This window comes from Sphaerisporangium rufum (assembly GCF_016863395.1).
Classification (GTDB): domain Bacteria; phylum Actinomycetota; class Actinomycetes; order Streptosporangiales; family Streptosporangiaceae; genus Sphaerisporangium; species Sphaerisporangium rufum.
In genome coordinates, this window is the sequence record NZ_BOOU01000004.1 from 73,700 (window position 1) to 99,029 (window position 25,330).

The 25,330-nt window shown below is 75.2% G+C and carries 19 protein-coding genes; 5 read left to right on the plus strand and 14 right to left on the minus strand.

The features are described 5' to 3' along the window. Positions 1–16: 16 nt before the first annotated feature. The 5 genes from Sru01_RS01925 to Sru01_RS01945 form a co-directional block, all read right to left on the minus strand. Positions 17–937 (minus strand): cation diffusion facilitator family transporter, encoded by a 921-nt coding sequence (locus tag Sru01_RS01925; protein WP_203982064.1) that lies wholly within the window; start codon positions 935–937, stop codon positions 17–19. A 63-nt stretch (positions 938–1,000) separates the two neighbouring features. Next, positions 1,001–2,125, minus strand: a complete 1,125-nt coding sequence (locus Sru01_RS01930; RefSeq protein WP_239136757.1) for an SIS domain-containing protein — start codon at positions 2,123–2,125, stop codon at positions 1,001–1,003. Further along, positions 2,122–2,301 carry a Trm112 family protein gene (locus tag Sru01_RS01935; protein ID WP_275412130.1) on the minus strand — a complete coding sequence of 60 codons (180 nt, stop codon included), beginning with the start codon at positions 2,299–2,301 and terminating at the stop codon, positions 2,122–2,124. The genes Sru01_RS01930 and Sru01_RS01935 overlap by 4 nt, the downstream gene beginning before the upstream one ends. Further along, the gene (locus Sru01_RS01940) at positions 2,298–3,653 is read right to left on the minus strand and encodes a phosphomannomutase/phosphoglucomutase (RefSeq protein WP_203982066.1); all 1,356 of its coding nucleotides are present in this window, start codon (positions 3,651–3,653) and stop codon (positions 2,298–2,300) included. The genes Sru01_RS01935 and Sru01_RS01940 overlap by 4 nt, the downstream gene beginning before the upstream one ends. An 81-nt stretch (positions 3,654–3,734) precedes the next feature. After that, on the minus strand, positions 3,735–4,100 hold the full coding sequence (locus tag Sru01_RS01945; RefSeq protein WP_203982067.1) for a DUF3499 domain-containing protein: 366 nt from the start codon (positions 4,098–4,100) through the stop codon (positions 3,735–3,737). A 227-nt stretch (positions 4,101–4,327) separates the two neighbouring features. Here Sru01_RS01945 and Sru01_RS01950 point away from each other — a divergent pair, with 227 nt between their 5' ends. Next, complete coding sequence (locus Sru01_RS01950; protein WP_239136759.1) at positions 4,328–4,792, plus strand: metallopeptidase family protein; 465 nt, start codon at positions 4,328–4,330, stop codon at positions 4,790–4,792. Between the two features lie 133 nt (positions 4,793–4,925). Here Sru01_RS01950 and Sru01_RS01955 read toward each other — a convergent pair whose 3' ends face one another. The 4 genes from Sru01_RS01955 to Sru01_RS01970 all read right to left on the minus strand — a co-directional run bounded on the left by Sru01_RS01955 (position 4,926) and on the right by Sru01_RS01970 (position 13,468). Then, positions 4,926–6,920: a DUF5719 family protein gene (locus Sru01_RS01955; protein ID WP_239136760.1), complete on the minus strand. Its 1,995-nt coding sequence runs from the start codon at positions 6,918–6,920 to the stop codon at positions 4,926–4,928. Continuing rightward, positions 6,917–10,015, minus strand: a complete 3,099-nt coding sequence (locus Sru01_RS01960) for a glycosyltransferase family 2 protein (RefSeq protein WP_203982068.1) — start codon at positions 10,013–10,015, stop codon at positions 6,917–6,919. The genes Sru01_RS01955 and Sru01_RS01960 overlap by 4 nt, the downstream gene beginning before the upstream one ends. Before the next feature lie 201 nt (positions 10,016–10,216). After that, positions 10,217–10,459: a WhiB family transcriptional regulator gene (locus tag Sru01_RS01965; RefSeq protein WP_184889896.1), complete on the minus strand. Its 243-nt coding sequence runs from the start codon at positions 10,457–10,459 to the stop codon at positions 10,217–10,219. A 285-nt stretch (positions 10,460–10,744) separates the two neighbouring features. Further along, a complete protein-coding gene (locus tag Sru01_RS01970) occupies positions 10,745–13,468 on the minus strand; it encodes a hypothetical protein (RefSeq protein ID WP_203982069.1) in 2,724 nt (907 codons plus the stop codon). A 213-nt stretch (positions 13,469–13,681) separates the two neighbouring features. Here Sru01_RS01970 and cofD point away from each other — a divergent pair, with 213 nt between their 5' ends. The 4 genes from cofD (at position 13,682) to Sru01_RS01990 (ending at position 17,905) form a co-directional block, all read left to right on the plus strand. Then, on the plus strand, positions 13,682–14,608 hold the full coding sequence (gene cofD / locus Sru01_RS01975; protein WP_203982070.1) for a 2-phospho-L-lactate transferase: 927 nt from the start codon (positions 13,682–13,684) through the stop codon (positions 14,606–14,608). Continuing rightward, complete coding sequence (locus Sru01_RS01980) at positions 14,605–15,879, plus strand: coenzyme F420-0:L-glutamate ligase (protein ID WP_203982071.1); 1,275 nt, start codon at positions 14,605–14,607, stop codon at positions 15,877–15,879. Before cofD ends, Sru01_RS01980 begins: the two co-directional genes overlap by 4 nt. A 236-nt stretch (positions 15,880–16,115) precedes the next feature. Next, complete coding sequence (locus tag Sru01_RS01985) at positions 16,116–17,036, plus strand: hypothetical protein (protein WP_203982072.1); 921 nt, start codon at positions 16,116–16,118, stop codon at positions 17,034–17,036. A gap of 356 nt (positions 17,037–17,392) precedes the next feature. Next, positions 17,393–17,905 (plus strand): peptidase inhibitor family I36 protein, encoded by a 513-nt coding sequence (locus Sru01_RS01990; RefSeq protein WP_203982073.1) that lies wholly within the window; start codon positions 17,393–17,395, stop codon positions 17,903–17,905. 120 nt (positions 17,906–18,025) lie between these two features. Here the strand turns inward: Sru01_RS01990 and Sru01_RS01995 are convergent, their stop codons facing one another. The 5 genes from Sru01_RS01995 to Sru01_RS02015 form a co-directional block, all read right to left on the minus strand. Then, positions 18,026–19,810, minus strand: a complete 1,785-nt coding sequence (locus tag Sru01_RS01995; RefSeq protein WP_239136762.1) for a substrate-binding domain-containing protein — start codon at positions 19,808–19,810, stop codon at positions 18,026–18,028. A 215-nt stretch (positions 19,811–20,025) separates the two neighbouring features. Then, complete coding sequence (locus Sru01_RS02000) at positions 20,026–22,650, minus strand: bifunctional FO biosynthesis protein CofGH (protein ID WP_445009377.1); 2,625 nt, start codon at positions 22,648–22,650, stop codon at positions 20,026–20,028. 336 nt (positions 22,651–22,986) lie between these two features. Continuing rightward, positions 22,987–23,901, minus strand: coding sequence for a DNA-3-methyladenine glycosylase family protein (locus tag Sru01_RS02005; protein WP_203982075.1), 915 nt, complete (start codon positions 23,899–23,901; stop codon positions 22,987–22,989). A gap of 16 nt (positions 23,902–23,917) precedes the next feature. After that, complete coding sequence (gene manB / locus Sru01_RS02010; RefSeq protein ID WP_239136764.1) at positions 23,918–25,021, minus strand: mannose-1-phosphate guanylyltransferase; 1,104 nt, start codon at positions 25,019–25,021, stop codon at positions 23,918–23,920. Positions 25,022–25,036: 15 nt separating this feature from the next. Next, positions 25,037–25,330: glycosyltransferase (locus Sru01_RS02015; protein WP_203982076.1), on the minus strand; the 294-nt coding region annotated here is incomplete at its 5' end.

The window sequence follows — 25,330 nt, forward strand, 5'->3', positions numbered from 1 at the left end:
CGGGCGGGCGTGACGGTCAGACCCGGGCCTCGCGGAACAGGTCGGGCTCCAGGTAGATCACCCGGGCGATCGGCACCGCCTCCCGGATCCGGCGCTCGGCCTCGTCGATGCCCCGGGCGACCTCGGCGGCGGTGTCGTCGTGCTCCACCGCGATCTTCGCGGCGACGAGCAGCTCCTCCGGCCCCAGGTGCAGGGTCCGCATGTGGATCACCTTGCTGACCTCGGGGGCGCCCTCCAGCGCGGCCCGGATCTTCCGCTCGGTCTCCGGCACGGCGCTCTCGCCGATGAGCAGCGACTTGGTCTCCACCGCCAGGATGACCGCGATGATCGCCAGCAGCACGCCGATCATCAGCGTGCCGACGCCGTCCCAGACGCCGTTGCCGGTCACCACGGCCATGGTCACGCCGAACAGCGCGAAGACCAGGCCGAGCAGCGCGCCGAAGTCCTCCAGCAGCACGACCGGCAGCTCGGGCGCCTTGGCCCGCCGGATGAAGGAGACCCAGGAGTTGTTCCCCTTGATGGCCTTGGACTCCTTGATCGCGGTGCGGAACGAGAAGCCCTCGGCGATGATCGCGAAGATCAGCACGCCGAATGCCCAGATCGGCGCCTCGACCTGGTGCGGATGGGCGATCTTCTCGAAGCCTTCGTACAGCGAGAACACCGCGCCGATGGTGAACAGCACCACGGCCACCACGAACGCGTAGAAGTAGCGCTCGCGGCCGTAGCCGAAGGGGTGCTTGGGGTTCTCCCGCTTCTTGGACCGCTTGTCGCCGAGCAGCAGCAGCGCCTGGTTACCCGAGTCCGCGACCGAGTGCACCGACTCGGCCAGCATCGACGACGACCCCGTGAAGAGGAACGCCACGAACTTCGCCACCGCGATCGCCAGGTTGGCGGCCAGTGCCGCGATGATCGCCTTTGTACCGCCGCCCGCGCTCACCGGCAGCCTCCACCTATCCGTTAACCAGCACTTACCCGCTCGGGAAAGCGGTCAGGTGCGATCTTATTGGGAAATCCGTGCCGCAAGTTCTGTGACAGCACCAGGTGCCCCAGGATCGGCGTTGAAACCCAGCGCGAGATAAACGGCAGCGTAGTCGGCCAGCCCCACCAGGGAGGCCAGCCGCTCCAGCGGGTGCGCGCCCGCCGCGGCGATCTCGCTGACCGCCACCCCGCGGTCGTGCGCCAGCCGGGCCGACATCGCCCGCCGCTTGCCGACCTGCGGGTGTTCCTCCAGGTCGCGAAGGAGCACCACTCGCAGGGCCAGGGACGGCCCGTCGGCGAAAATGTCCCGCTCGGCCAGCGGCCCGTCCAGCGTGGCGAGCTGGTCGTGATCGGCCGCCGGGATCTCTCCCCACAGCGCCGGATAGCCGGCGATCACCCCGAGCCCGGCCGCCAGCCGGTGCGCGGCCGCGGCGGCGACCGGCGAGGTGCCCCAGACCACCGGGATCGACCCGGCCAGCTCCAGGGCCAGCGACTTGCCGGGGTTGATGAAGGACTCGCTGGACGGCCGGCAGCGGTGCGCGAGGTCTTCCAGCCGGCCGGCCACCGCCTCGGTCACCGGCCCGATCTCGGCCAGCCGCAGCGCCTCGGCGACCGCGAGCAGCGGCATGAGGACGCCCCAGAGCCCGGCCGGCGACGCCGCCGGGCTCGCCGCCCCACCGGGCGGCACGACCGGCAGCACCAGGCCGGACGCCTGCCGGGCGACCGCGGCCAGCGGCGAGCCGGGACGGGTCACGGTGACCAGCCGGCACCCGCGGCGCACCGCCTCCAGCGCCAGGACGCGGGTCTCCTCGGTGTCGCCGGTCGCCGACACCGCGACCACCAGGTCGGCGGCGCCCACCCAGCCGGGCAGCCGGTAGGAGGCCACCGAGGCGATCGGCATCGGCACGCCGCCCCCGCAGACCGCGGCGAGCATCTCGCCCGCCAGCGCGGCGGTGCCCATGCCGGCCACCACCAGCGCCCTGGGCCGCGGCTCGCCGGCCAGCCGGGCGACGCCCGCCTCCGCCGCCGCCCGGTGCGCGCTGCGCACCTGGGCCGCCGAGGACGCCACGCCCGGCAGCATGCCGGACGGGTCGCCCTCGGCCAGGAAGGCGGGATCGTCGAGCCGGTCGCCTTCGAAGGACCTCACGCCTTGCGGGCCTCGTCGACCAGCAGCACCGGGATGTCGTCCCGGACCGGGTACACCAGGCCGCAGCTCTCGGAGGTGCAGGCCAGCTCGTCCTGCCCGGCGACCTCGGTCAGCGGCGACCGGCAGGCCGGGCACGCCAGGATGTCGAGCAACCAATCGTCGATCTTCACGGTCAACTCCTCACGGCGGCGAGCGCCTCGTCGCGGACCGCCGCCATCAGCTTCTCGTCGGCCGCCTCGGCGTTCAGCCGGAGCAACGGCTCTGTGTTGGACGGACGAAGATTGAACCACCAGCCCGGCCCGGACACCGTCAGCCCGTCGAGCTCGTCGAACGTCACCCCGGGCCGGCCGGCGTAGCCGGCGCGCACCCGGGCCAGCGCGGCGGCCTGGTCGGCCACGGTGCTGTTGATCTCGCCGGACGCGGCGTACCGGATGTAGGGCGCGAGCGCCTCCGACAGCGGGCGGTCGCCCTCGCCCAGCGCGGCCAGCACGTGCAGCGCGGCCAGCATGCCGGAGTCGGCGAACCAGAAGTCGCGGAAGTAGTAGTGGGCGGAGTGCTCGCCGCCGAAGACCGCCCCGGTGCGGGCCATCTCGGCCTTGATGAACGAGTGGCCGACCCGGGTGCGCACCGGCACGCCGCCGTGCTCGGCGACGATCTCCGGAACCGCCCGGGAGGTGATCAGGTTGTGGATGACCGGCGCGCCGGGGTGCCGGGCCAGCTCGCGCACCGCGACCAGCGCGGTGACCGCGGACGGGGACACCGACTCGCCGCGCTCGTCGACCACCCAGCAGCGGTCGGCGTCGCCGTCGAAGGCCAGGCCGATGTCGGCACCCTGGTCGAGCACCGCCTTCTGCAGGTCGCGCAGGTTGTCCGGCTCGATGGGGTTGGCCGGGTGGTTGGGGAAGGTGCCGTCCAGCTCGAAGTAGAGCGGGGTGATCTCCAGGGGCAGGCCGGCGAGCACCGCCGGCACCGTGCGCCCGGCCATGCCGTTGCCCGCGTCGACGACGACCCGCAGCCGCCGGATGCCGGACAGGTCGACCAGCCCGCGCAGGTGCGCCCCGTACCCGGCGAGCAGGTCGCGGGAGGTGATCGTGCCCGCCCGCGCGGCCGGGGCCGGCGGCGCCGCGATGATCTCGGCGGCGCGGTCGCGGATCTCGCGCAGCCCGGTGTCCGCGCTGATCGGCACGGCACCGGCCCGGCACAGCTTCATCCCGTTGTACTCGGCGGGATTATGGCTGGCCGTAAACATCACTCCGGGTAGCCCCAGGGTGCCGCTGGCGTAGTAGAGAAGATCGGTCGATCCGAGGCCCGCCTCGACCACGTCGGCGCCCCGGCCGGTGACGCCCCGGGCGAACGCGGCGGCCAGCGGCGCGGAGGAGGCCCGCATGTCGTGGGCGGTCACCACCGCGTCGGCGCCCACCACCTCGGCGAAGGCCGCGCCGACCGCCTCGGCCGCCCGCTCGTCCAGCTCGCCGGGGACCACGCCACGGATGTCGTACGCCTTGAAGATCTTGGCGAGGTCGCCCACTGCCGCTCCGCCCCTAGTCACGTCTGTCCCCGGTCGAGCCTACTGTGTTCCGGCGGCGCGGGACGCCCGGCCGGAGAGGGCTCAGTGCTCGCGGTTCTGCTGGGCGGAACGCAGCACCCGAAGGTGCCCGCGGCGGCCGACCTCCACGCCCTGCCCCACCGGCTCGCCGGAGGCCGGGGCCGGCCGGGCCGCCTCGCGCACCGCGTTGGCCAGGGCCTCCAGGTCGTCGGTGCTCGGTTGCCCGACCTCCGACGGCAGCCGGACGACCTCCCATCCGCGCGGGGCCGTCAGCCGCTCCGCGTGGTCCGCGCACAGGTCGTAGCAGTGTGGTTCGACGTACGTCGCCAGGGGTCCGAGCACCGCTGTCGAGTCGGCGTAGACGTACGTGAGTGTGAAGACGGCAGGCTGCCTGCAGGCGGTACGGGAACAGCTGCGGACGGGGCTCACGGAGGGACCGTATCCGGTCCGCGTTCACATTGCCACCACCTGGCACCTCCTAACGAGCGTGTCGCCACAATTCGGACACTTGTCCTCCGTTTACGGTCCTTATGGCCAGGCGTGGAAGTCCCTTGGCGGCCGGCCGGTACCGGGGTCCGGAGTCCCCTCCCCGGCGGCCCCCTTCCGTCTCCCGGGCGGGGGTACGGCGGCCGGTGCGCACGATCTAGGCTTGCCCTGTGAGTTCGGCCCCTGGCGGCAGTCCCCGCCCCAACGGCCCGCGGCGCCGCGACCGGCACGGCCGCGGCATGCGCGGCCCGCTCGCGCCCTCGCACGTGCCGATCGCGCGCTCTCGCGCCGAGCGGTTCGACGACTACGTGCTGGACGCGGTCGACCGGCTCAGGCCGAAGTGGGGCGACCAGCTCTCGTCGGTGGAGTTCGCCGTCGAGGACGTCCCGCCGGCCGCCGAGCTGGGCGACGGCCCGGGCCGGCTGTCCGACGAACCCATCCCGTTCGGCCGGGCCCGGCCGGCCGCCGGCGGCTCACCGGCCGTCATCGTCGTCTACCGCCGCCCGCTGGAGGCCCGGGCCCGGGACCGGGACGCGCTCGGCGCGCTGGTGCACGACGTGGTCGTGGAGCAGGTCGCCAACCTGCTGGGCGTGTCCCCCGAGACCGTCGACCCCGGCTACGACGACCGCCACTGACGGCCCGCCCCGACGCAGGGCGGCCCGGCGCAGGGCGGCCCGGCGCAGGGCGGCCCGGCGCGGCACCGCCCGGCTGAGGACCCCCGGCCGGACAGGTCGGGCCAGGGACGGCTGCGGCTCGACGCGACCCGGCTCAGCGCGACCCGGGGATCGGGGGCAGGACGGCCGCCGGGCTCTCCACCACCGGCGGCACCAGGGCGAAGGTACGGGCCCGGGCGAGCGGCTGCGCGGTGAGCAGCAGGCCGCCGGGCGCGCGCTCGTCCAGCACCCGCCCGCCGTACACCGGGCCGGAGCCGGGCAGCGGCAGCACCACCACGGCGAAGTCGCCGCCGCCCGCCGGCGCGGCCAGCTTGACCTCGGCGGTGCGGCCCGCCGGCACGGGCACCTCCACCGGCGGCGGCGCGGCGCCGCGCTCGGGCACCGCCTGCACGCGCACCTTCCCGGCGGCGGCCGGCGCGGACAGGATCAGTCTGCTGGAGGTCTTCTTCCCGCCCCGGTTGTCGGCGACCACGCTGCCGACGTCGATCGGCACCGCTCCCGCACTGAACGCCACGTCCGGCCGGACACCGGTGCCGGTGGCCATCAACCCGGCGACGATCGGCACGTCGGCGGTCAGCACGACCGCGGACGGCTGGCCGCCGATGCCGGTCGACAGGTCGAGCGACACCGCCGAACCGGCCGGTACCTCCGCCGTCTCGCGGTTCTTCATCGCGTAGAACCCGTCGGCGGTGAGGGCCTTGATCCGCACCACGGTGTCGGCGGCACCGGGGGCGGCCACGTACAGCTCGCGCTTGCCGCCCCCGCCCGGAATGCCGGGCACCACGACGGTGGTGGCCGGCTCGGCGGCGGCGGGCAGCCAGTCGGTGCCCTCGCCCTTGCCGAGCACCGCGCGGACGGCGGCGGCCACCCGGCCGCTCACCGTGCGCACCTGCACCGCCATGACCAGCGGAGACGGCGCGAGGTCGCGGATCGAGACCGTACGGTGCTCGCCGGGGGCGAGCACGACACCGTCGCCGGTCTCCCCCGCCACCGGCCCCTCGCCGGAGTACACCATGATCGAGACGGTGGTGGGGGCGGTGTCGGCGTTGGCCAGGTACAGCCGGACGTCGGCGGTGGCCGGCCCGGGACCGGCGAACCACGCGCTCGCCCCGGGCTCGACGCAGCGCACGCCGGCCAGCCCGCGGGACGCGCCGTCGGCCCGCCGGGTCGTCTGCGCCGCCTCCAGCCCGGCGGCCATCGCGCCGGAGCCGGCCACCTCCAGCGGCCCCGAACCGCGGGGGATCTCGCGCTGCCAGAGGACGCCGGGCCGGTCCAGCCGCTGCGGCCGGGCCGCCGCCGCGCCGAGCTCGGTGACGGTGGCCGCTCCGGTGCCGGGGGCGCCGGCCGGCGTGATCGCGCTGACCCGGGCGTCCGCCGGGTCGGGGCACACCGTGGACACCGACCGCACCGCGACCTTGACCGGCGCGACCGCCTGCGGGGCGACCACCGGCGGCCGGGTGAGATGGGCCACGCCGTACAGCAGGCCCGCGCAGGCCAGCACCAGCGCGACGAAGGACAGGCGATGGCCGAGCAGCGCCCGCCGCGCACCGCCGCCGCGCGACCCGGCCCGCCGGGCGGCGGCGGCCGGCTCGGCGGCGCCACCGGCCGCGTCCGGGCCACCACCGGCCGCCGGATCCGTCGCGGATCCGTCCCTGGCCCGCCGGCCCCGCCGGCCGCCACCCGCCGCCGTGAAGAGCCCGCCGGCCGCCGGATCCGATCCGGCTTCACCATCCACCCGCCGCCCGCCGGGCGCCGGATCCGGTCCGGCCGCCACCCACCGGCCATCGTCCGCCGCCGGGCCGCCGGTGGCCGGGTCGGGTACGGCCTCCGCCTTCAGCCGCCGGCCTCGACGGCCGCCGGCGGCCGCCACCGGGCCGGCCTCGGGCACCGGGTCCAGGCCGTCGTCGGCCTTCGCCCGGCGGCCCCGCCGGCCGCCCGCCGGGCGGGCCGGCCCGCCATCCGGCTCCGGCGGCCCCGGTTCGGTGCGCCTGGACTCCGACCTGGGGCGGAAGAGCCCGCCGGGCTCCCCGGCCGGGCCGGTCCCGCCCCCCTGGATGGCCGGGTGCGGCTCGCCGTCCTGTGCCGTCACCGGACCAGCACCTCCTCGCGCTCCCGCTCCACCGGCGCCGGGGCCGGGGCGGGCTCCTCGACGACCGCCTCGGTGCGGCGGCCGCCGGGCGCGGCCAGCACCAGGACCAGCAGCACCAGCGCGAGCTGCGCCCACAGCCACGCCCGGTGCCAGAACCGGTCGAACTCGATGGTCACCCGCCCGCCGGCCGGTGGCACGGCGAACCCCTGGGCCCAGCCGTCCACGGCGCGTGCCGCGAGTGCCGTGCCGCCGGCCGTGGCCGTCCACCCGCCGGCCGGCTCGGCCAGCACCAGAGTGCGGCCGGCCGGCCCGGGCGGCACCGCGACGGTGACCCGGTCACCGGTGATCTCGGCGGGCGGGACCGCGGCCCGCCCGCCGTCCGGCGCCAGCAGGTAGGTGCGGCCGAGCGGCCGGACCAGGCGCCACAGGCCGCCGGCCGGCGACAGGTTCACCCGCGCAAGTGCCGGGTCGGAGTCGAGGGGGAGGCGCACCCGCTCGGAGACCGGGGCCGGCGCCGCGACGAAGCGCACGCCGAACGTGGCCAGGATCAGCGCGTCCTCGCCGCCGCGGCCGGAGACCACCCCGGCCACCGCGTCGGTCAGCCGGGTCCGGACCGCCTCGGGCGCCGGCAGCTCCGGCTCGCCGATCAGCGGGGGCCGGCCGCGCAGCACCGTGAAGAGCAGCCCGCCGTCCGGGCGGGCGGCGTCCCGCGGCCGTAGCACGACGGTGCCCTCGCCGCCGGTCGAGGTCGCCGCCGCGAAGTCGCCGATCGCGCTCGGCACCCCCCGGCGCAGCGGCCCCGGCACGCCCTCGGTGACCCAGAGCCCGGCCACCAGCACCGGGGTCGCGCAGGCCACGGCGGCCATCAGCGCCGCGGCGGCCCGGCGCGCGCCGCCGGCCCGGTACAGCTCGATGACGCGCTGCCCGGTCAGCGCGGCGGCCACGACCAGGCCGATGGCGGCCAGCGCCAGCGGCACGCCGGGCCAGGCCGGGATGCCGTCGACCGGCACCCGGGCGGCCACCAGGGCGGCGGCCAGGCCGAGCAGCGCCACTCCCCAACCGGCCACCGCGACCTTCTGGTGGCGGCGGTACAGCAGCGCGGCGAACGCGGTGGCCACCAGCCCGGCGGTCGCCCAGAACGGCGGCACCCCGGGACCGCCCGGCCCGAGCAGCAGCAGCGACCCGGCGGGCAGCCGCGGGTCGGCCAGGCCGGACCGGTGCAGCCCGGCCTCCAGCAGCAGGCGCCCGGGGTCGGCGGCCACGCCGGCCAGCCAGGGGAACAGCAGCACGAGCGGTACCGCCAGCGCGACGCCGAGCGACCCGCCGACCCCGCGGCGCCGCCGCCCGAACGTCGCCGCGGCGAGCGCGGCCAGGGCGCCGGCCAGGACGTACATCAGCGGGACGAACGCCGTCGCCACCGCCAGCAGCAGGCCGAGCCGCCAGGCGGCACGGCGGGCGCGGCGGCGGTCGCCGAGCAGCACGGTCGCGGCCAGGGCCGCGCACGGCGGCAGCAGGACGAGCACCACGGCGGTGCCGAGCCGCCCGGCGGCCACCGCGCCGGTCGCCACCGGGAGCAGCGCGTAGGACGCGGCCAGCCACGCCCGGGCGAGCCGGTGCGAGATCATCGTCCGGGTGGCCAGGTAGGCGGAGAGCCCGGCGAGCGGCACGCAGCCGAGCAGCAGCACCGAGACGGCCAGCCAGGTCTTGCCGAGCAGGACGGTGGACAGGCCGGCGATGATCGCCACGTACGGCGGCGCCCAGCCGGTCGAACCGAGCCCGGCGGCGTGGTGCCCGGAGGTGTAGAGCCGCCACAGGTCCTCGGCGCCACCGGCCACCGGGACGAGCGCGCCGCCGCCGAGCAGGTCCCCGGTGAGCAGCGGGCGCTCGGCGGCCACCGCGACCGCGACCAGGGCGAGGAATATCAGCACGCCCGGATTGCCGAACGCGCGCCGCAGCAGCCCGGCGTCGTCGGTCAGCAGCTCGTCGCCCTCCTCCTGGGCCGCCGGGTCGGCGAGCATCGCGTGGTGGCGGCCGGCCGCGTCGATCGGCCCGGCGCCGGACAGGTACCCCTGGATCATGTCGGCGAGCCGCCGGTAGGCCGCGCCGGTCGGCGTGAACAGCTTCCTGACCGCCGGATGGCCCTGTTTTCGGGCCTTGCGGCGCGCCTTCCTGGCCCGCATCAGCCGCCGCGGCGAGCCGAGCAGCGAGCCGAGCGCGACGATCTCGTCCAGCGCGTTGGCCGGCTGCTTGGCCAGCAGGAGCAGCAGCGTGCGCAGCAGCGACCCGACGGTGTTGCGCAGCAGGGACCACAGCATCGACCGGAACGGCAGGTTCGCCATGATGACGAACATGGCGTTGCGCCGGTCCAGCCGGCGGGGATGGTCGGTGCTGGCGGTGATGCGGCGGCGGCGCCGGGCCGACGCCTCCGCGTGCCAGGCCACCGCCTCGGTCACGTTGAGCACGTGGTGGCCGGCCGCGGTGGCGCGCCAGCACAGGTCGAGGTCGTCGCGGAACAGCGGCAGATCCGGATCCAGACCGCCGAGCTCGTCCCACACGTCGCGGCGGATCAGCATGCCGGCGGTGGACACCGACAGCACCCGGCGGGTGCCGTCGTGCTGGCCCTGGTCGTACTCGCGCGGCTCCAGGCCGGTGTCGCGGCGGCCGGAGCGGTCGACGGTGACGCCCACCTCCAGCAGCATGCGCCGGTCCAGCCAGTCGCGGAGCTTGGGCCCGAGGACGGTCGCCTTCTTGTCGTCGGCGGCGGCCCGCAGCAGGGCCGCCAGCGCGCCGGGATCGGGCACGCAGTCGTCGTGCAGCAGCCAGATCCACTCCTGGCCGCCGGTGCGCGGCAGCTTCTCCAGCGCCGCGGCCACCGCCTCCCCGAACCCGGTCGACCGGGGCAGCGTGAGCACGCTGCCCGCGCCGAACGCCTCGGTCAGCATCGCCGCGCCGCCGTCCCGGCTGCCGTTGTCGACGCCGACGGCGCGGTCGAGCCGGCGGGTCTGGTGCAGCACGCCGCGCAGCGTCTCCTTCAGCCAGCGGGCGCCGTCATGGGCGACGACGATCGCGGTGACCGAGGGGGGCGAGGGGTGCACGGAGGTGGTGTCCTTGGGGCTCGGGTGGCGTTGCGCCGATCACGATACGGCACGTCGCACGCCGCCTGCCGGTCACTCCGCCAATCCGGTCCGCCCGCTCGCCGCCGCGGTCACGTCCCCTCGCCCGAGGACCGCGGCGGCCTCGCCTGGCCGCCGCCGCTCGGACCGTGACCGCCCTCGGTGCGGGCGCCGCCTCGCGGGTCAGCCGGCCTCGCGCTTGATGCGGCGGCGTTCCCGTTCCGACAGGCCTCCCCAGATGCCGAACCGCTCGTCGTGCTGCAGGGCGTACTCCAGGCATTCGGCCCGGACCTCACAGGACCGGCACACCTTCTTGGCCTCGCGCGTGGAACCGCCTTTCTCTGGAAAAAACGCCTCTGGATCCGTCTGCGCGCACAGCGCGCGCTCCTGCCATCCCAGCTCTTCCGCGCCGAGCATCTGTGCCATGACCAGATCGGTCACTGCACACCTCCTGCCGATCGCCCGCCCGCCCCGCAACGGAGCCCCCCTTAGGAACACCTTCCCCAATACCCATGCAGTGAAAGGTGTAACAACACAGCTGTAATTACACGCATGTGCCGCGTGTGGCGTCAAGCAGCAGGACAGTATCCGGGGAAAGAGCAGCTCACCCCGGTACACGGGCTTTGGCGGAATATGTGATGCCTCAACTCCTTCATATACCGCCCTGCGAGGGATCCGACGGCCTGGTTAATCCCCCGATCTTCAATGCCCTCAGCGATCGGAACCGTACCAGTGACCTCCCGGATCCACTCCGGATCCTGTCTGATCTCTACCGCCGCTTTGCTCAGGCCTGGACTGCGACCGATCCGGCGCGTAGATCGCGGTGGGATCGAGAGGTTCGTCCGTCGGCTCCTCGGCACCGGATTTGGGGAGCGGGGCGTTCAGCGGGTCCTTCTCGAAAGCCGTCTGCTCCAGGCGGACGGTCTGCTCGGTGCGGGGGTCCGTCCAGCCCGGTTCGGGCCGCGGGAACGGCTCCGGCTCCGGCCGGGACGGACCGCCCGGCGCGCCGGGCGGCGTCTGCGGATGGCCGAACGGCCCGGCACCGTAATCCGGGGTCCGCGGCGCGGGCTCCTGGGCGGGCGGCCGCGGGTCGGCCGCGGCCTGCCGGGCCTGGTAGTTCTGCGCCTGCTGGTACGCCTGGGCGATCTGCTGCTGCCGCGGGTCGGCGGCCTCGGCGTACAGCGGGGACGGCTCGGCGGGCCGCGAGAAGTCTCCGGCGTGACCGGAGTACCGCTCGCCCGGACCACCGTACGATCCGCCGGGCACGGAGTCATGCGGGCCGGCCGGCGACCCGGCCGGTCCGTAGGACGCCGGAGGTCCGTCCGGTGGGCCCGGCTGCGGGCCGGCCACGCCGAACGGCTGATCCTGCGGACCGGTCCGCCCATGGGGGGCCGCGGCGTCCAGGCGCGGGCCGGCCGCGCCGAACGGCTGGTCCTGCGGACCGGTCGCAGTGGCGGTCCGGTCCGGCGGGCCGGGCTGCGGGCCGGTCGGGTCGTACGCCGTCGGGTCGTACGCCGGCGGGCCGTCCAGCGGACCCGGCCGCTGCCCGTAGGACGGCGCGTCCAGCGGGCTCCGCTGCGGACCCGTCCCACCATAGGGCTGATCCAGCGGACCCGCCTGGGACCCGGCAGAACCGGCGGACCGATCCGCCGGACCCGGCTGCGGGCCGGCCGCGCCGAACGGCTGATCCAGCGGGCTCGGCTGCGGGCCGGTCGCGCCGGCGGGCCGGTCCAGCGGACTCTGCTGCGGGCCCGTCGCGCCGTAGGACCGATCGAGCGGGCCGGTCGCGCCGTACGCCGGCGGGCCGTCCAGCGGACCCGGCCGCTGCCCGTAGGACGGCGCGTCCAGCGGACTCTGCTGCGGGCCCGTCGCACCGTACGGCTGATCCAGCGGTCCCGGCCGCGGGTCGGCCGAACCGGCCGGCCGGTCCAGCGGACTCTGCTGCGGCCCCGTCGCACCGTAGGGCTGGTCCAGCGGACTCTGCTGCGGGCCGGTCACACCGTAGGGCTGGTCCAGCGGGCTCGGCTGCGGGCCGGTCGCGGCGGACGACCGGTCCGGCGTGCCCGGGCGGACGTAGGAGGTCGGCTCGTCCAGCAGGTCGGCCGGCCGGCCGGCGTCCCAGGGACCGGGGCTCGCCGGGCCCTGACCCTGCGGGCCGCCGGGGCCGTCGGCGGTGTTCGCGGGCGTCGCCGGGATGGCCTGGCGCGCCCCGGTGGTGAAGGCGTCGGGATCGGTGAAGGACCCGGCGGGCGGCGCGGTGTGCGCCCCGGGGATGTCGTGCGCACCGGGAAGGTACGGTCCGGCGGCCGGCTGGGACGGGTGCGGCGAGGTGGGCCCGCCGGCCGGGCCGGGCCGGCCGGGGCCGGCCACATGGCGGCCGTCGGCCGCCGGCGCGTCCGGGCCGCCGGTCTCGCCCGGCGGATACGGATCGGCCGCCCGCGGCCGGCCCGCGTGGTCGTCGAGGTCCTCGGGCCGCGGCCGGTCCGGCGCGGACCCGGGCCACGGGTGGCCCGGGCCGGGCGCCGGATGTTCGGCGGAGGAGCCGGCCGGCTGGTACGGCCCGCCGGGGGCGGGCGCCTCGGCCGGCGGGCGTCCCATGCCGAACGGCTCGTCGGGGCGCGGACCCGGCTCGCCGGCCGGCGGGTACGGTTCGCCGCCGTGGGCGTGGGCGGGTGCCGGTTCGGGCTGCCACTGGCCGGGCGCGCCGGGACCCGGCCAGTGCGGCACGTCCCCCGGCGGCCGCTCGCCCGGCCACTGCTGCTCGCCCGGCTGCCGGTCACCGGCCCACTGCTGCTCACCTTGGGGCCGATCACCGGCCCACTGCTGCTCGCCTTGGGGCCGATCGCCGGCCCACTGCCCGTCGGCCGGATAGGGGGCGGGAGGCAGGGCGGGGGGTGTGCCCTGGTGGCCGCCCGGCCCGCCCGGACCCGGCTGCGCGTGGCCGGCCGGGCCGTGCGGCGGGAAGCCCGGGCCGGCCGGCATGGTGCCGGGTCCGAAGGACGGCCGCGGCCGCGCGGCGGCCGGGGTGAGCACCGCCATGGTGTAGAGCAGCCCGACCGCGGTGAGCGCCAGCGCCAGGAGTCCGGTCAGCACATGCTCGACCAGGCCGAGGAAGGACAGACCGGCGAACAGGCCGCCGGCCAGGCCGACGAACTCGACCAGCGCCGCGAACGCCAGGACGCCCGCCGCCGCCCGGTTCACCAGCCGCGCGCGCGGCGTCGGCGGCCCGAAGCGGGTCACCAGCACGACGGCGCCGACGGCGAGTGCCACGTTCACCGGAGATCCGAGCGTGGCGAGCGCCAGGGCGGAGCGGAAGCCGGAGTCGCCGGACCCGGTCAGCATCCGCAGCATCGCGAACAGCACCTGGGCGCAGGCGGCGGCGAGCATGATCATCGCCGCCGGCTCGCGCAGCCGCGCGGGCTCTACCTTGACCACAACTACCCCCCAATGGGTCCATACGGCATGCGCAGTTTCGCACAGGTCCGCACTTCGCCGGGGCACCCATCAACAACCTCATAGGTCCCGGTATTGACATATGTACGGCATGCGCGGCCGGCTTTCGGGCTCTGACCAGGGCGTTCGTCGATCACCCGGTCGCGGGTGCGGGCCGCGGCGAGCCGGGCGGCGGGCAGTGGAACACTTGACAACATGCGCATCGTGTCCCTCGCCGGCGGAATCGGCGGCGCCCGCTTCCTCCGCGGCCTGCGCGCCGCGGCCCCCGAATCGGAGATCACCGTCATCGGCAACACCGGTGACGACATCACCCTCTTCGGTCTCCGGGTCTGCCCGGACCTCGACACCGTCATGTACACCCTGGGTGGCGGCATCGACGAGGCGCAGGGCTGGGGCCGGGCCGGCGACACCCGCACGGTCAAGGACGAACTGGCCGCCTACGGGGTGGAGCCGCAGTGGTTCGGGCTCGGCGACAAGGACATCGCCACGCACATCGTGCGCACCCAGATGCTGAACGCCGGCTACCCGCTGTCCGCCGTCACCGAGGCGCTGTGCGAGCGCTGGCGGCCGGGCGTGCGGCTGCTGCCGATGACCGACGACCGGGCCGAGACGCACGTGGTGATCGAGGACGACGGCGGCCGGCGGGCGATCCACTTCCAGGAGTGGTGGGTGCGGCTGCGCGCCTCGGTGCCGGCCCACCGCATCGCGCTGGTCGGCGCGGACGACGCCAAGCCCGCGCCGGGGGTGCTGGAGGCGATCGAGGCGGCGGACGTGGTCGTGCTGCCGCCGTCCAACCCGGTGGTGAGCATCGGGACGATCCTCCAGATCCCCGGCATCCGGTCGGCGCTGGAGGCCAAGGCCGTGGTCGGGGTCTCGCCGATCATCGGCGGCGCCCCGGTCCGCGGGATGGCCGACGCCTGCCTGGCCGCCGTCGGGGTGGAGACCAGCGCGCAGGGGGTGCTGGAGCTGTACGGCTCCCGGCTGCTGGACGGCTGGCTGGTCGCCGAGCAGGACGCGGGTGCGGCGCTGGACGGGGTCCGCGTCCGGGCGGTGCCGCTGCTGATGAGCGACCTGGCCGCGACCACCGCCATCGCCCGCGCCGCGCTGGAGCTGGTCCGATGAGCCGGACGGTGAGCGTGCGCGCGGTTCCCGGGCTGCCGGAGATCCGGCCCGGGGACGACCTGGGCGCGCTGCTCGCCGCCGCCGTGCCGGATCTGGCCGAGGGCGACATCCTGGTCGTCACCTCCAAGATCGTCAGCAAGGCCGAGGGCCGGATCCGGCGGGGGGACGGCCGGGCCGAGGCCATCGCCGCCGAGACCGACCGTGTCGTCGCGCGGCGCGGCGACACGGTGATCGCGCAGACCCGGCACGGCTTCGTCATGGCGGCTGCCGGAGTGGACGCCTCCAACACCGAGCGCGGCACCGTGCTACTGCTGCCGGAGGACCCGGACGCCTCCGCCCGGCGGATCCGGGCCGCGCTCCCGGTCCGCGCCGGGGTCGTGCTGTCGGACACCTTCGGCCGCCCGTGGCGCAACGGGCTGACCGACCTGGCGATCGGCGCGGCCGGGGTCCGGCCGCTGGACGACCTGCGCGGCCGGTCCGACGCGTACGGCAACCCGCTGTCGGCGACGGTCACCGCGCTGGTCGACGAGATCGCCGCCGCGGGCGAGCTGGTCAAGGGCAAGCTGGACGGAGTGCCGGTCGCGGTGGTGCGCGGCCTGTCCCACCTGGTCACCGCCGAGGACGGCCCGGGCGTCCGCCCGCTGGTCCGCCCGGCGGACGAGGACATGTTCCGGTTCGGCTCGGCGGACGTGCTGTTCGCCCGCCGCACGGTGCGCGAGTTCACCGGCGACCCGGTCGACCCGGCCGCGGTGCGCCGGGCGGTGGCCGCGGCGATCAGCGCGCCGGCGCCGCACCACACCACGCCGTGGCGCTTCGTGCTGCTGGAGACGGCGGCGGCCCGGGAGAAGCTGCTGGACGCGATGCTCGCGGCCTGGGTCCGCGACCTGCGGGCCACCGGCTTCACCGAGGAGGCGATCGCCCGCCGGGTGCGGCGCGGCGAGGTGCTGCGCCGGGCCCCGTATCTGGTGGTCCCCTGCCTGGTGATGGAGGGGTCGCACACCTATCCCGACGACCGCCGCAACGCCGCCGAGCGCGAGATGTTCGTCGTCGCCACCGGCGCGGGGGTGCAGAACCTCCTGGTGCACCTCGCCGTCGAGGGCCTGGGCTCGGCGTGGGTGTCCTCGACGATGTTCTGCCGCGAGGTCGTGCGCGAGGTGCTGGACCTGCCCGCCATCTGGGACCCGATGGGCGCCGTGGCGGTCGGCCACGCCGCCGCGCCGCCCCGCGACCGTCCCCCGCGCGACCCGGCCGACTTCATCGTCACCCGCTAGAAGCCCGGCCGCCGCCCGTCGCGGTCCACACCGCCGCGATGTGCCGCGGCCGGATATCGGACCGATCTCGCACCTGACCGCGAGGCCCTGGGCGTCGAGCACCCTTGCGTTTCCCCGCAAAGGTCTTGTTACCGAATCCGGCGCTCATCGATGCTGCGGTCATCGAGCGCTTCAGGGGGCGCGAATCCGGCCGCCGCTCGACAGCGGCCGGGCACGGGGGACGGGGAGGAGAGCGCATGCGGTTACATCGGCGTGCCGTCACCGCCATCGTGGCGGTGGGGGCGACCGCGCTGGTGGTGATCTTCCAGGCGCTGGACGAACCGGCTCCCAGCCGGTCCGCGGCCGCGGCCGCGGCCACGTCCGCCGCTCCCACGCGGTCCCTCACCGAGCAGGAGAAGGACCTGCTGCACGACGCCGAGGACAAGCTGATGCGTTCGTGTATGAAGGCCCGCGGCTTCGACATGTGGGCCGTGCCCCGGCGGCCGCTGCCGGAAGACCGCGACTTTCCCTACGTCATCGACGATGTGATGTGGGCCTCCCGGCATGGCTACGGCACGGACATCTACGCACAGCGCGACAGGTTGCGCAGATCCGATCCCAACCGGCGGTACTTCACCGGTCTGCCGCCGGCGGAACGGCAGCGCGCGCTGGACGCGCTGCACGGCGAACGATCCGCGAGGCAACTAAAGGTCAGGACCCCGAACGGCATGACCGTCGGCCGGGCCGACGACGGTTGCATCGCGCAGGCCCAGGAGAAGCTCTACGGGGACCTCGACGTCTGGTTCCGCGTCACGACGATGACCGATGCGCTCACCGAGATGCGCGGCAGGCAGGTGCTCGCCGATACCGGGTTCGCCGAGTCGGTCAAGAACTGGTCCACCTGCATGGGCGCGAAAGGGTTCCGCTTCCCGGATCCCTATGAAGCCCGCGCCGCGTTCACGAAACCGGACAAGCCCGCGGCGCGGGCCGAAGAGGTGCGCACCGCGGTCGCCGAGGCCCGATGCGCGAGCAGCAGCGGCCTGTCCGACACCATCCGTCGCCTGGACCGGCAGTACGGCGAGCGCCTGCGTGGTGCGTACTCCGGCGAGGTGAACACCCGGCTGCGACTGGAGCTCGCCGCGCTGGGACGCGCCGGCTCCCTCGTGCAGACCGGATGAGACCCGCCATGCCGGCCAAGGGGGGCCGAGCGCGGCCGGACGCCGGGCGGTCGCCGCACCGACCGCCCGGGGCCCGGGCCTTGAGCACTCTCGCGTTTCCCCGCAAAGGGCTTGTGACCGCATCCGGCGTTCACGATGCCGCAGCCATGAAACGCCCGTGATTCACGTTCCGCGCCGGCCCTCGCTGTCACGTGATTCCGCCGGGAGCATGCGATGCCCCCGAATCAGACCACCCAGATCCCCGTGAGACGCGCGCCTCATTCACGAACCTCGGCGGAAGCCGCGGCGCGGGACATGGGCTCTTCGGGAAATGAGACCCACCGGCCCGACCGGCCGATGAGAGAAAAGAGAGAGCAATGCACAGGAGAAACACCGCCCTCGCCACGCTGGGACTCGCCGCCCTGGCGCTGTTCGCCACCCCCGGTGCCGCGCAGGCGGACAACCCGTCCTCAGCCGATTCCGCCGTGACCGCACCGAAATCGGAGGCCGTGCCGATCGCGTCGGCCCCGTCGGCCGCATCGGCAGCGGCGGCGGACGGCTACCTCTGGGCATGGTACGACACCAACAGAGTAGGCCCTTACTGCCAGTGGTCCGAGAATGACGGCAACTGGAGCACCTGTTCCGGAATGTTCCGCGAGATGAACATGCGCAACGGGGCGAGTTCCTTGGATAATCGCGGCTGGTCCGGCTCGTACGACGACGTCAACCTGTACTACAGCCCCGATTACAAAGGCTCCAGGAACTGCCTGCCCAACGGCACCTATCTCAATAACCTGGCGGGCATCTATTTCCTGTGGGACGGAAAGTCGGGCCAGGGCCAGTCGATGAACGACAACATCGCCAGCCACCGCTGGGCGAACTCCTGCTGAGCCCGGCGGCACAGCGGCGCCCGCATCTCCGCGCCTGACAGAGCCGCGGCATCCGGCGAAAGGAAATCGGGAACGGCGACTTTCCGGCAGGGTGCCGCGGCCGGAGATCACCGCCCGGCCTCAGCGGGGCCCGCCGCAGGTCGGGTGGCACAACCGGCGGGCCAGCGCGCTGAGGAAGACGTCGATGATCTCGCCGGGCGCGGTGGCCACGTGCAGCGACCCGTTGGTGATCGCGGTGATCTCGCCGAGCGCCGCCCGGTCGGCGTCCGCGCCGAACGCCAGCACGATGACCTGCACCGGGTGGTCGGGGTCCCAGTCCTCGCGCAGCCGGTCGGCCAGCTCGGCCCGGGACAGGCCGCCGCCGTCGTCCTTCCCGGCGGTGATCACCAGCAGCGAGTTGTTCATCGCCGGGTCGTAGTCCTTGGTGACCTCGCGGAAGCCGGCCAGGATCGCGTCGTACAGCGAACTCTTCCGCTTCGGGTCGGGGCGCAGCGTCCGGGTCAGCGCGTCCAGCCGGCCGCGGCGGGTGAGCCCGTCGCCGGCCGCGGGCGGCTGGGTGATGGGGCCGAGGCCGACCAGTGTTCGGTACCCGCGGCCGCCGCCGTACCCGGCGGCGAACTCCCACAGGCCCATCCGGGTGGAGGCCGGGAAGAGCTGCAGCCCGAGGTGCGCCGCCTCCAGGGCCACGGTGTGCCGGGTGGCGTCCTTGCGGCCGGCGATCGGCTCGGCCATGTGCCGCCCGGCGTCCGCCAACACCAGGATGTTGCTCGGCGGGGCCAGCCGGCTCCACGCCTCCAGCGCCTCGTCGATCACCGCGGGCGTGATGGACGGACGCGGGCGCGGCAGCGCCGCCGGGATCCGCGGGCCGGCCGAGGCCGGCGGCGCCCGGCCGTCCGGTGACCGGAACCCGGCGCCCCGGGCCAGCTCGCCGACCTGCGCCGAGGCGAGCCAGCCGCCGAACAGCCGCGCGCCGGCCGCGTCCGCCGGGTCGGCGGCGGTCACCACGTAGGGGTAGTCGAGCAGGATCGTGCCTTCTTTGGGATGCAGGGCGACGACGGGGTCGGCGGCCGGCGTCCGGTCGTGCAGCCACACCGACTGCTCGGGCACCACCACGACCGGCCGCTGCCAGAACGACCGGTCGTCCACCGCGGCCAGCATCGACCGGTGGTCGGGGGCCGAACCGGCCTGCGCCATCCGCACGAAGGCGGTCAGCGCCCGGTCGCCCTTCTCGCCGCCGCCGGCGATGTCGCGGGCCGCCGCGACGGCCGCGATGCCGGCGCCGGTGACCGAGGGGTCGGGCACCCGGACCACGTCCGGCTCGTCGGCGCCCGGTTCCAACCGCCCCCGGGCGGTGGCCGGGAAGATCATTTCCCAGCTCATCTCGGTGCCGCCGGCCGCGAACCGGCGGGCGAGCGAGCGCCGGGTGGCGAACACCAGCGGCGAGGCGGCCACCACGGTCTCGCCGGCCGCGATGTCCGGCGCGCCCTGCTTGCGGGCCAGCCGGATCCAGGCCGAGGAGTCGGCGATCCAGGCGTCCGGCCGGCCGGCCACCGCACCGGCCCGATCGCCGATCAGCGTGCGCAGCACCGGGGCGGGAGGCTGTTCGGTGACCTGCACCAGCACGCAACGCCCGTCCACGGCGGGCCGGGTGGCGTTGAACCGGCCGGCGGCCTCCATCGCGACCGGCGCGATGTCGACCGCGGCGTCCACCCCGACCAGCACCGGGTTCCGCGACGAGCACGGCCCGCCGAGCCGCCCGCCGATGGCGACCGTGATCCCGGCCAGCACCACCATCGCGGCCGCGCCGGCCACCCAGACCCGGCGGCGTGGCCGCCGGCGCGGCGGCGTGGCGTACGGGTCGGCGTTCGGGTCGGCGCGGTGCCGACCGGGACGGCCAAGCGCCACGGTTCGCCTCTCCCTGCCAGGTCGGACACGGTCCAGCCGGACAATTCTCCCAGCGTCCCCCACATCCCGCGCAACCCCGCCGCCACCTCGATACGGAACTTGTTATAACCAAGTCTCATAACGAGGTGGCGGGCGGCGAGGGCGTCAGAGTGCTCACTCACCAGCGGCTACCGGGCACCGAGTCCGCCCCCGATCAGGCGACCCGGTAGCTCCCCTCAGGGGGCGAGCAGCGGAAGGGGGCGGCGGACGCTACGGTAGACGCCGTCGCTGGCCTGGGCGGCGGCCAGGCGCTCGGGGGAGGGGGTGCCGTAACCGGTGGTGCGCTGGCGCAGCGGGCGGCCGGTCGGCTCGACCATCGCGGCGATGTCGGTGATGGTCTTGTAGGAGCCGTTCTCCGACCCGGCCATCCTGCTGATCGTCTCCTCCATCAGCGTGCCGCCGAGGTCGTTCACGCCGCCCGACAGCACGGCCCGGCACAGGTCGTCCTGGAGCTTCACCCACGAGCACTGGATGTTGGCGATCGCGCCGTGCAGCATGACGCGCGCCAGCGCGTGGACGGCGCGGTTCTCCCGGGCCGTTGGCCCCGGACGCGCGATGCCGGCCAGGTAGATAGGGGCGCCGTGGTGCACGAACGGCAGTAGTACGAACTCCGAGAAGCCGCCGGTCTCCTCCTGGATGCGGCGGATCAGCCGGAGGTGGGCCACCCAGTGCGCCGGGGTGTCCACGTGGCCGTACATCATCGTCGAAGTCGTCGGGATGCCCACGCGGTGCGCGGTGGTGACCACCTCGACCCACTCGCGGGTCGGCAGTTTGCCCTTGGTGAGCACCCACCGCACGTCGTCGTCCAGGATCTCCGCCGCCGTGCCCGGCAGCGAGTCGACCCCCGCCTCCTTGGCGGCCACCAGCCAGTCATGGACCGACAGGTTCGTCCGGCTCGCTCCGTTGATCACCTCCATCGGGGAGAAGGCGTGGACGTGCAGGTCCGGGCACCTGTCCTTCACCGCCCTGGCGATGTCGAAGTAGGCCGTACCGGGCAGGTCAGGGTGGATGCCACCCTGCATGCACACCTCGGTCGCCCCTGCCTGCCACGCCTCGGCGGCCCGGTCGGCGACCTGCTCCAGCGACAAGGTGAAGGCGTCGGCGTCGGTGCGCCGCTGGGCGAACGCGCAGAAGCGGCAGCCGGTGTAGCAGACGTTGGTGAAGTTGATGTTGCGGTTGACCACGTAGGTGACCTCGTCGCCGGCCGCCGCGCGGCGCAGGTCGTCGGCGATCCGGCACAGCTCGGACAGGTCGGAGCCGTCCGCGCCGAGCAGAGTGATGGCCTGGGCGTCGGTGAGCCCCGCCGGGTCGCTCTCCGCGCGGCGCAGGGCCGCGCGCATCTCCCCGTCGACGGCTCCGCCGCGCGCCGGCGCCGCGGCGGGACCGCCGTCCACGGGGCCGTCAGGCGCCTGGACGGCGCCCACAGGGGCCGCGGGGCGGGCGCCGGGGGCGACTCCGGCGGGCAGCCGGTCGCGCAGGGCGTCCCAGTCGCCGTAGACGCGGGCGAAGTCGTCGCGCCGGTCCCGGGCCCGCCCTGCGGTGTCCACCTCGACGTGCAGCTCCGTGCGCCCGGCGGCGGCGAACCCCCCGTCGGGCTCCTGCCACGGCCGTCCCTCGGGGTTCACCTCCCTGGCCAGGCCGCTGACCGGGTCGGCCAGGGCGGCCACGTGGCCGTCCAGCCGCGGGTCCAGCCACGGCTCGCCGGCCAGCACGTACTCGGGGTAGATCGTGAGCCGCTCGCGCAGGGCGAACCCGGCGCCGGCGGTGAGCGCGGCCAGGGCCTCGATCTGCGGCCAGGGGCGTTCAGGGTTGACGTGGTCCGGCGTCAGCGGCGAGACCCCGCCCCAGTCGTCGATGCCCGCCCGGATCATCAGGTCGTGCTGGTCGCCGACCAGGTTCGGCGGCGCCTGGACGCGCATGCGGGAGCCCAGCACCAGCCGGGTGACCGCGATGGTCGCGGCCAGCTCGCTCAGGTCGGCGTCCGGCATACCGCGCATCGCGGTGTCCGGCTTGGCGCGGAAGTTCTGCACGATGACCTCCTGGACGCCGCCGTACTCGCGCGCCACCCGGCGGATCGCGAAGATCGACTCAGCCCGGTCCAGGACGGTCTCGCCGATGCCGATCAGGATGCCGGTGGTGAACGGCACGTTCGACCGGCCGGCGTCCTCCAGCACCCGCAACCGCACCGCGGGGTCCTTGTCCGGCGAGCCGTGGTGCGCGGCGCCCTTCTCCTCGAACAGCCGGCGCGAGGTGGTCTCCAGCATCATGCCCATCGAGGGCGCGACCGGCTTGAGCCGCTGCAGGTCGCGCCAGGTCAGCACACCGGGGTTCAGGTGCGGCAGCAGCCCGGTCTCCTCCAGTACCCGGATCGCCATGGCCCGCAGGTAGGAGAGGGTGTCGTCGTAGCCGTGCGCGTCCAGCCACTCCCGGGCCTGCGGCCAGCGGTCCTCCGGGCGGTCGCCCAGCGTGAACAGCGCCTCCTTGCACCCCATGGCGGCACCCTGGCGGGCGATCTCCAGCACCTCGTCGGGGGTGAGGAACGGCGCGGGGAGCTTGGCGGGGGCGGTGGCGAAGGTGCAGTAGCCGCACCGGTCCCGGCACAGCCGGGTCAGCGGGATGAACACCTTGCGGCTGTAGGTGATGACGCCGGGCCGCCCGGCCGAGGCCAGGCCGGCGTCCCGGACCCGGCCGGCGTGTTCGAGCAGGGCGTCGAGGTCGGCGCCGCGGGCGTGCAGCAGGACCGCGGCCTCGGTCACGTCGAGCGCCTTGCCGTCCCTGGCCCGGGCCAGCGCCCGCCGCATCGCGGCCGGTGTGGGATTCACGTCCATCCCCGAACAGTACGTAATCCGGGCTGGGCGGGCGCGGCCGGGGCCGCCAGGAGATCAATTCAGCATTGGTAAACAGTACTGCTCAGCAGGTTTCGATGGACGTAAACAGTTGCACGAGCACATACTCAAGGGGTCAGCAGAACGACCCACAGGAGCCCCCGATGACCTGGTTCGTGATCGCCTTCATCGTCACCGTCGCCCTGCTCGCCCCGCTGGCCGGCGCGGACACCCGCGACGGCCGGGACTGGACCCCCGGCGAGCGGTTGCGATCGCTCCCCCGGCCGGCCCGATCTCCGGCCGGCCGGCGGGTCAGAACGACCGGTAGTCCCGCGCGGCCATTCGCGGCCCTCGCGCCGGCGGTCGCCGCCCGCCGAGTTCGAGCAGGCGGGTGATCCGGTACCGGTGTCCCCGGTAGGGCGCGAGCAGTTCCAGCATCCCGGCGTCGTCGGTCCGGCGGCCGGCCAGCGACCACCCGACCAGCGACGGCAGGTGGTAGTCGCCCACCGATACCGCGTCCGGATCGCCGTGGGCCCGCTGCCGGGTCTCGGCCGACGTCCACACCCCGACGCCGGGCAGCGCCCGCAGCAGGCCGTCCAGCGCCACCGGCTCCGCCGCCTCCAGCTTGGCGGCGTGCCGGGCCGCGTTGATGATCGTGCGGGCCCGCACCGCCTCGGCGCCCGCCCGGTGCCAGTCCCACGACGGGATGCCCCGCCACACCTCCGGGGCGGGGAACACCCGCATCCCGTCGGGTGCCGGCCCCGGCGCGGGCTCGCCGTAGCGGTTCAGCAGCCAGCGCCAGGCCCGCCAGGCCTCCCGGCCGACCACCTTCTGCTCCAGCACGGCGGGCACCAGCGCCTCGAACACCCGCAGCGTGCGGCTCAGCCGCAGCCCTGGATGCCGGGCCGAAAGCTCCCGGACCAGCGGATGGCCCGCCGGCCGGGCGGCGGCCACCAGCGCGCGGAAGCCGGCCACCGGATCGTGCGCGCCGAGCAGCCCCGGCAGCGTCTCCAGCAGCCACCCGGCCCCCGGCCCCCACGCCCGGCCGGCGACCTCGCCGGCCTCGACCGCGACGCGCAGCGTCCCCGGCCCGTCCGGCGTCCGGCAGGTACGCCAGACCGCACCGCCGGCGTGCCGCCACACCGGATCACCGGTGCCACGCCGGTGTGGCGCCAGCACCGCCGGCACGTCCAGCGGGCCGTCCGGCCGCCACCTCCGCTCCAGCACTCCCCCACATTAAGGGTCAGACGTCACTGGAGAAGCGGACGGCGCCCGGCGAGAGGTGCACGCCCGGCCACACCCTGGCACCGGCCAGCAGCTCGTTGCCGGAGCCGACCACCGCCTCGTCCCCGATCACCGCGCCGCGCAGCACCGCCCCGGACGCGATGACGGCGCCCGGACCGACCACCGAGTCGACCACGACGGCGCCGGACTCGACCACGCAGCCCGCGCCCAGCACGCTGCCGTGCACGCCGGCGTCCGACTCGACGACCGCGCCCGGGCCGACCACCGTGCCGCCGGAGACCTTCGCGCTCGGCGACACCCGGGACCGCGGCAGCGCCAGCACGTCGCCGGTCGCCCCGGGGAGAGCCGGGGAGCGCAACCGGCCGAGCACCAGGTCGCACGAGCCCTGGACGAACGCCGCCGGGGTGCCGACGTCCAGCCAGTAGGAGCGGTCGGCGTACCCGAGCACCAGCTCCCCCGCCTCGATCAGGCCGGGGAACGTCTCGCGCTCCACCGACACCACCCGGCCGGCCGGGATGCGGTCGATGCAGGACCGCTGGAACACGTAGCACCCGGCGTTGATCCGATTGGTGACCGGGTTGGGGGTCTTCTCCAGGAACGCGGTGACCCGGCCGCCCGCGTCGGTCGGCACGCAGCCGAACCGCGACGGGTCGTCCACCTCGGTCAGGTGCAGGGTCACCGCCGCCTGGCGGGCCAGATGCGCCGCCACCTGCGCCCGGATGTCGTGCCCGGACAGGATGTCGCCGTTCAGCACCAGCACCGGGGCGTCCGGGCCGCAGGTCAGCGCCTCGGCGGCGTTGCGGATCGCGCCGCCGGTGCCGAGCGGGGCCTGTTCGGTGATGTACTCCAGCGAGAGCCCGAACGCCGAGCCGTCCCCGAACGCCTCGGCGAACATCGAGGCGCGGTAGGAGGTGGCGAACACCACCCGCCGCACGCCGGACTCGCGGGCCTTGGCCAGCTGGTGGGCGAGGAACGGCACCCCGGCGGTGGGCAGCAGCGGTTTCGGAGTGCTCAGCGTCAGCGGCCGTAACCGGGTGCCCTGCCCGCCGACCAGGAGGATGGCCTCAAGACATGCCGACTCCGGCGAGTAGCTCTCCGTCACAGAAGCGAGGCTAGCTCACCGATCGAGCGCCCGCTGGTATGAGGTCAGATGGGCTTCGGCGGACGCCTCCCAGGTGAACTCCCGCGACCTGGCGATCCCGGCCGCGGCGAGCGACGCCCGGCGCTCCGGCGACTCCAGCAGCGCCCGCAGCGCGTCCCTGATGCCACCGGCGTCCGGCTCGGAGTAGGCCACCGCCTCCCCACCGACCTCGGGCAGCGAAGTGCGGTGCGTGGTGAGCACCGGGGCGCCGCAGGCCATCGCCTCCAGCACCGGCAGGCCGAAGCCCTCACCCCGCGAGGGGAACGCCAC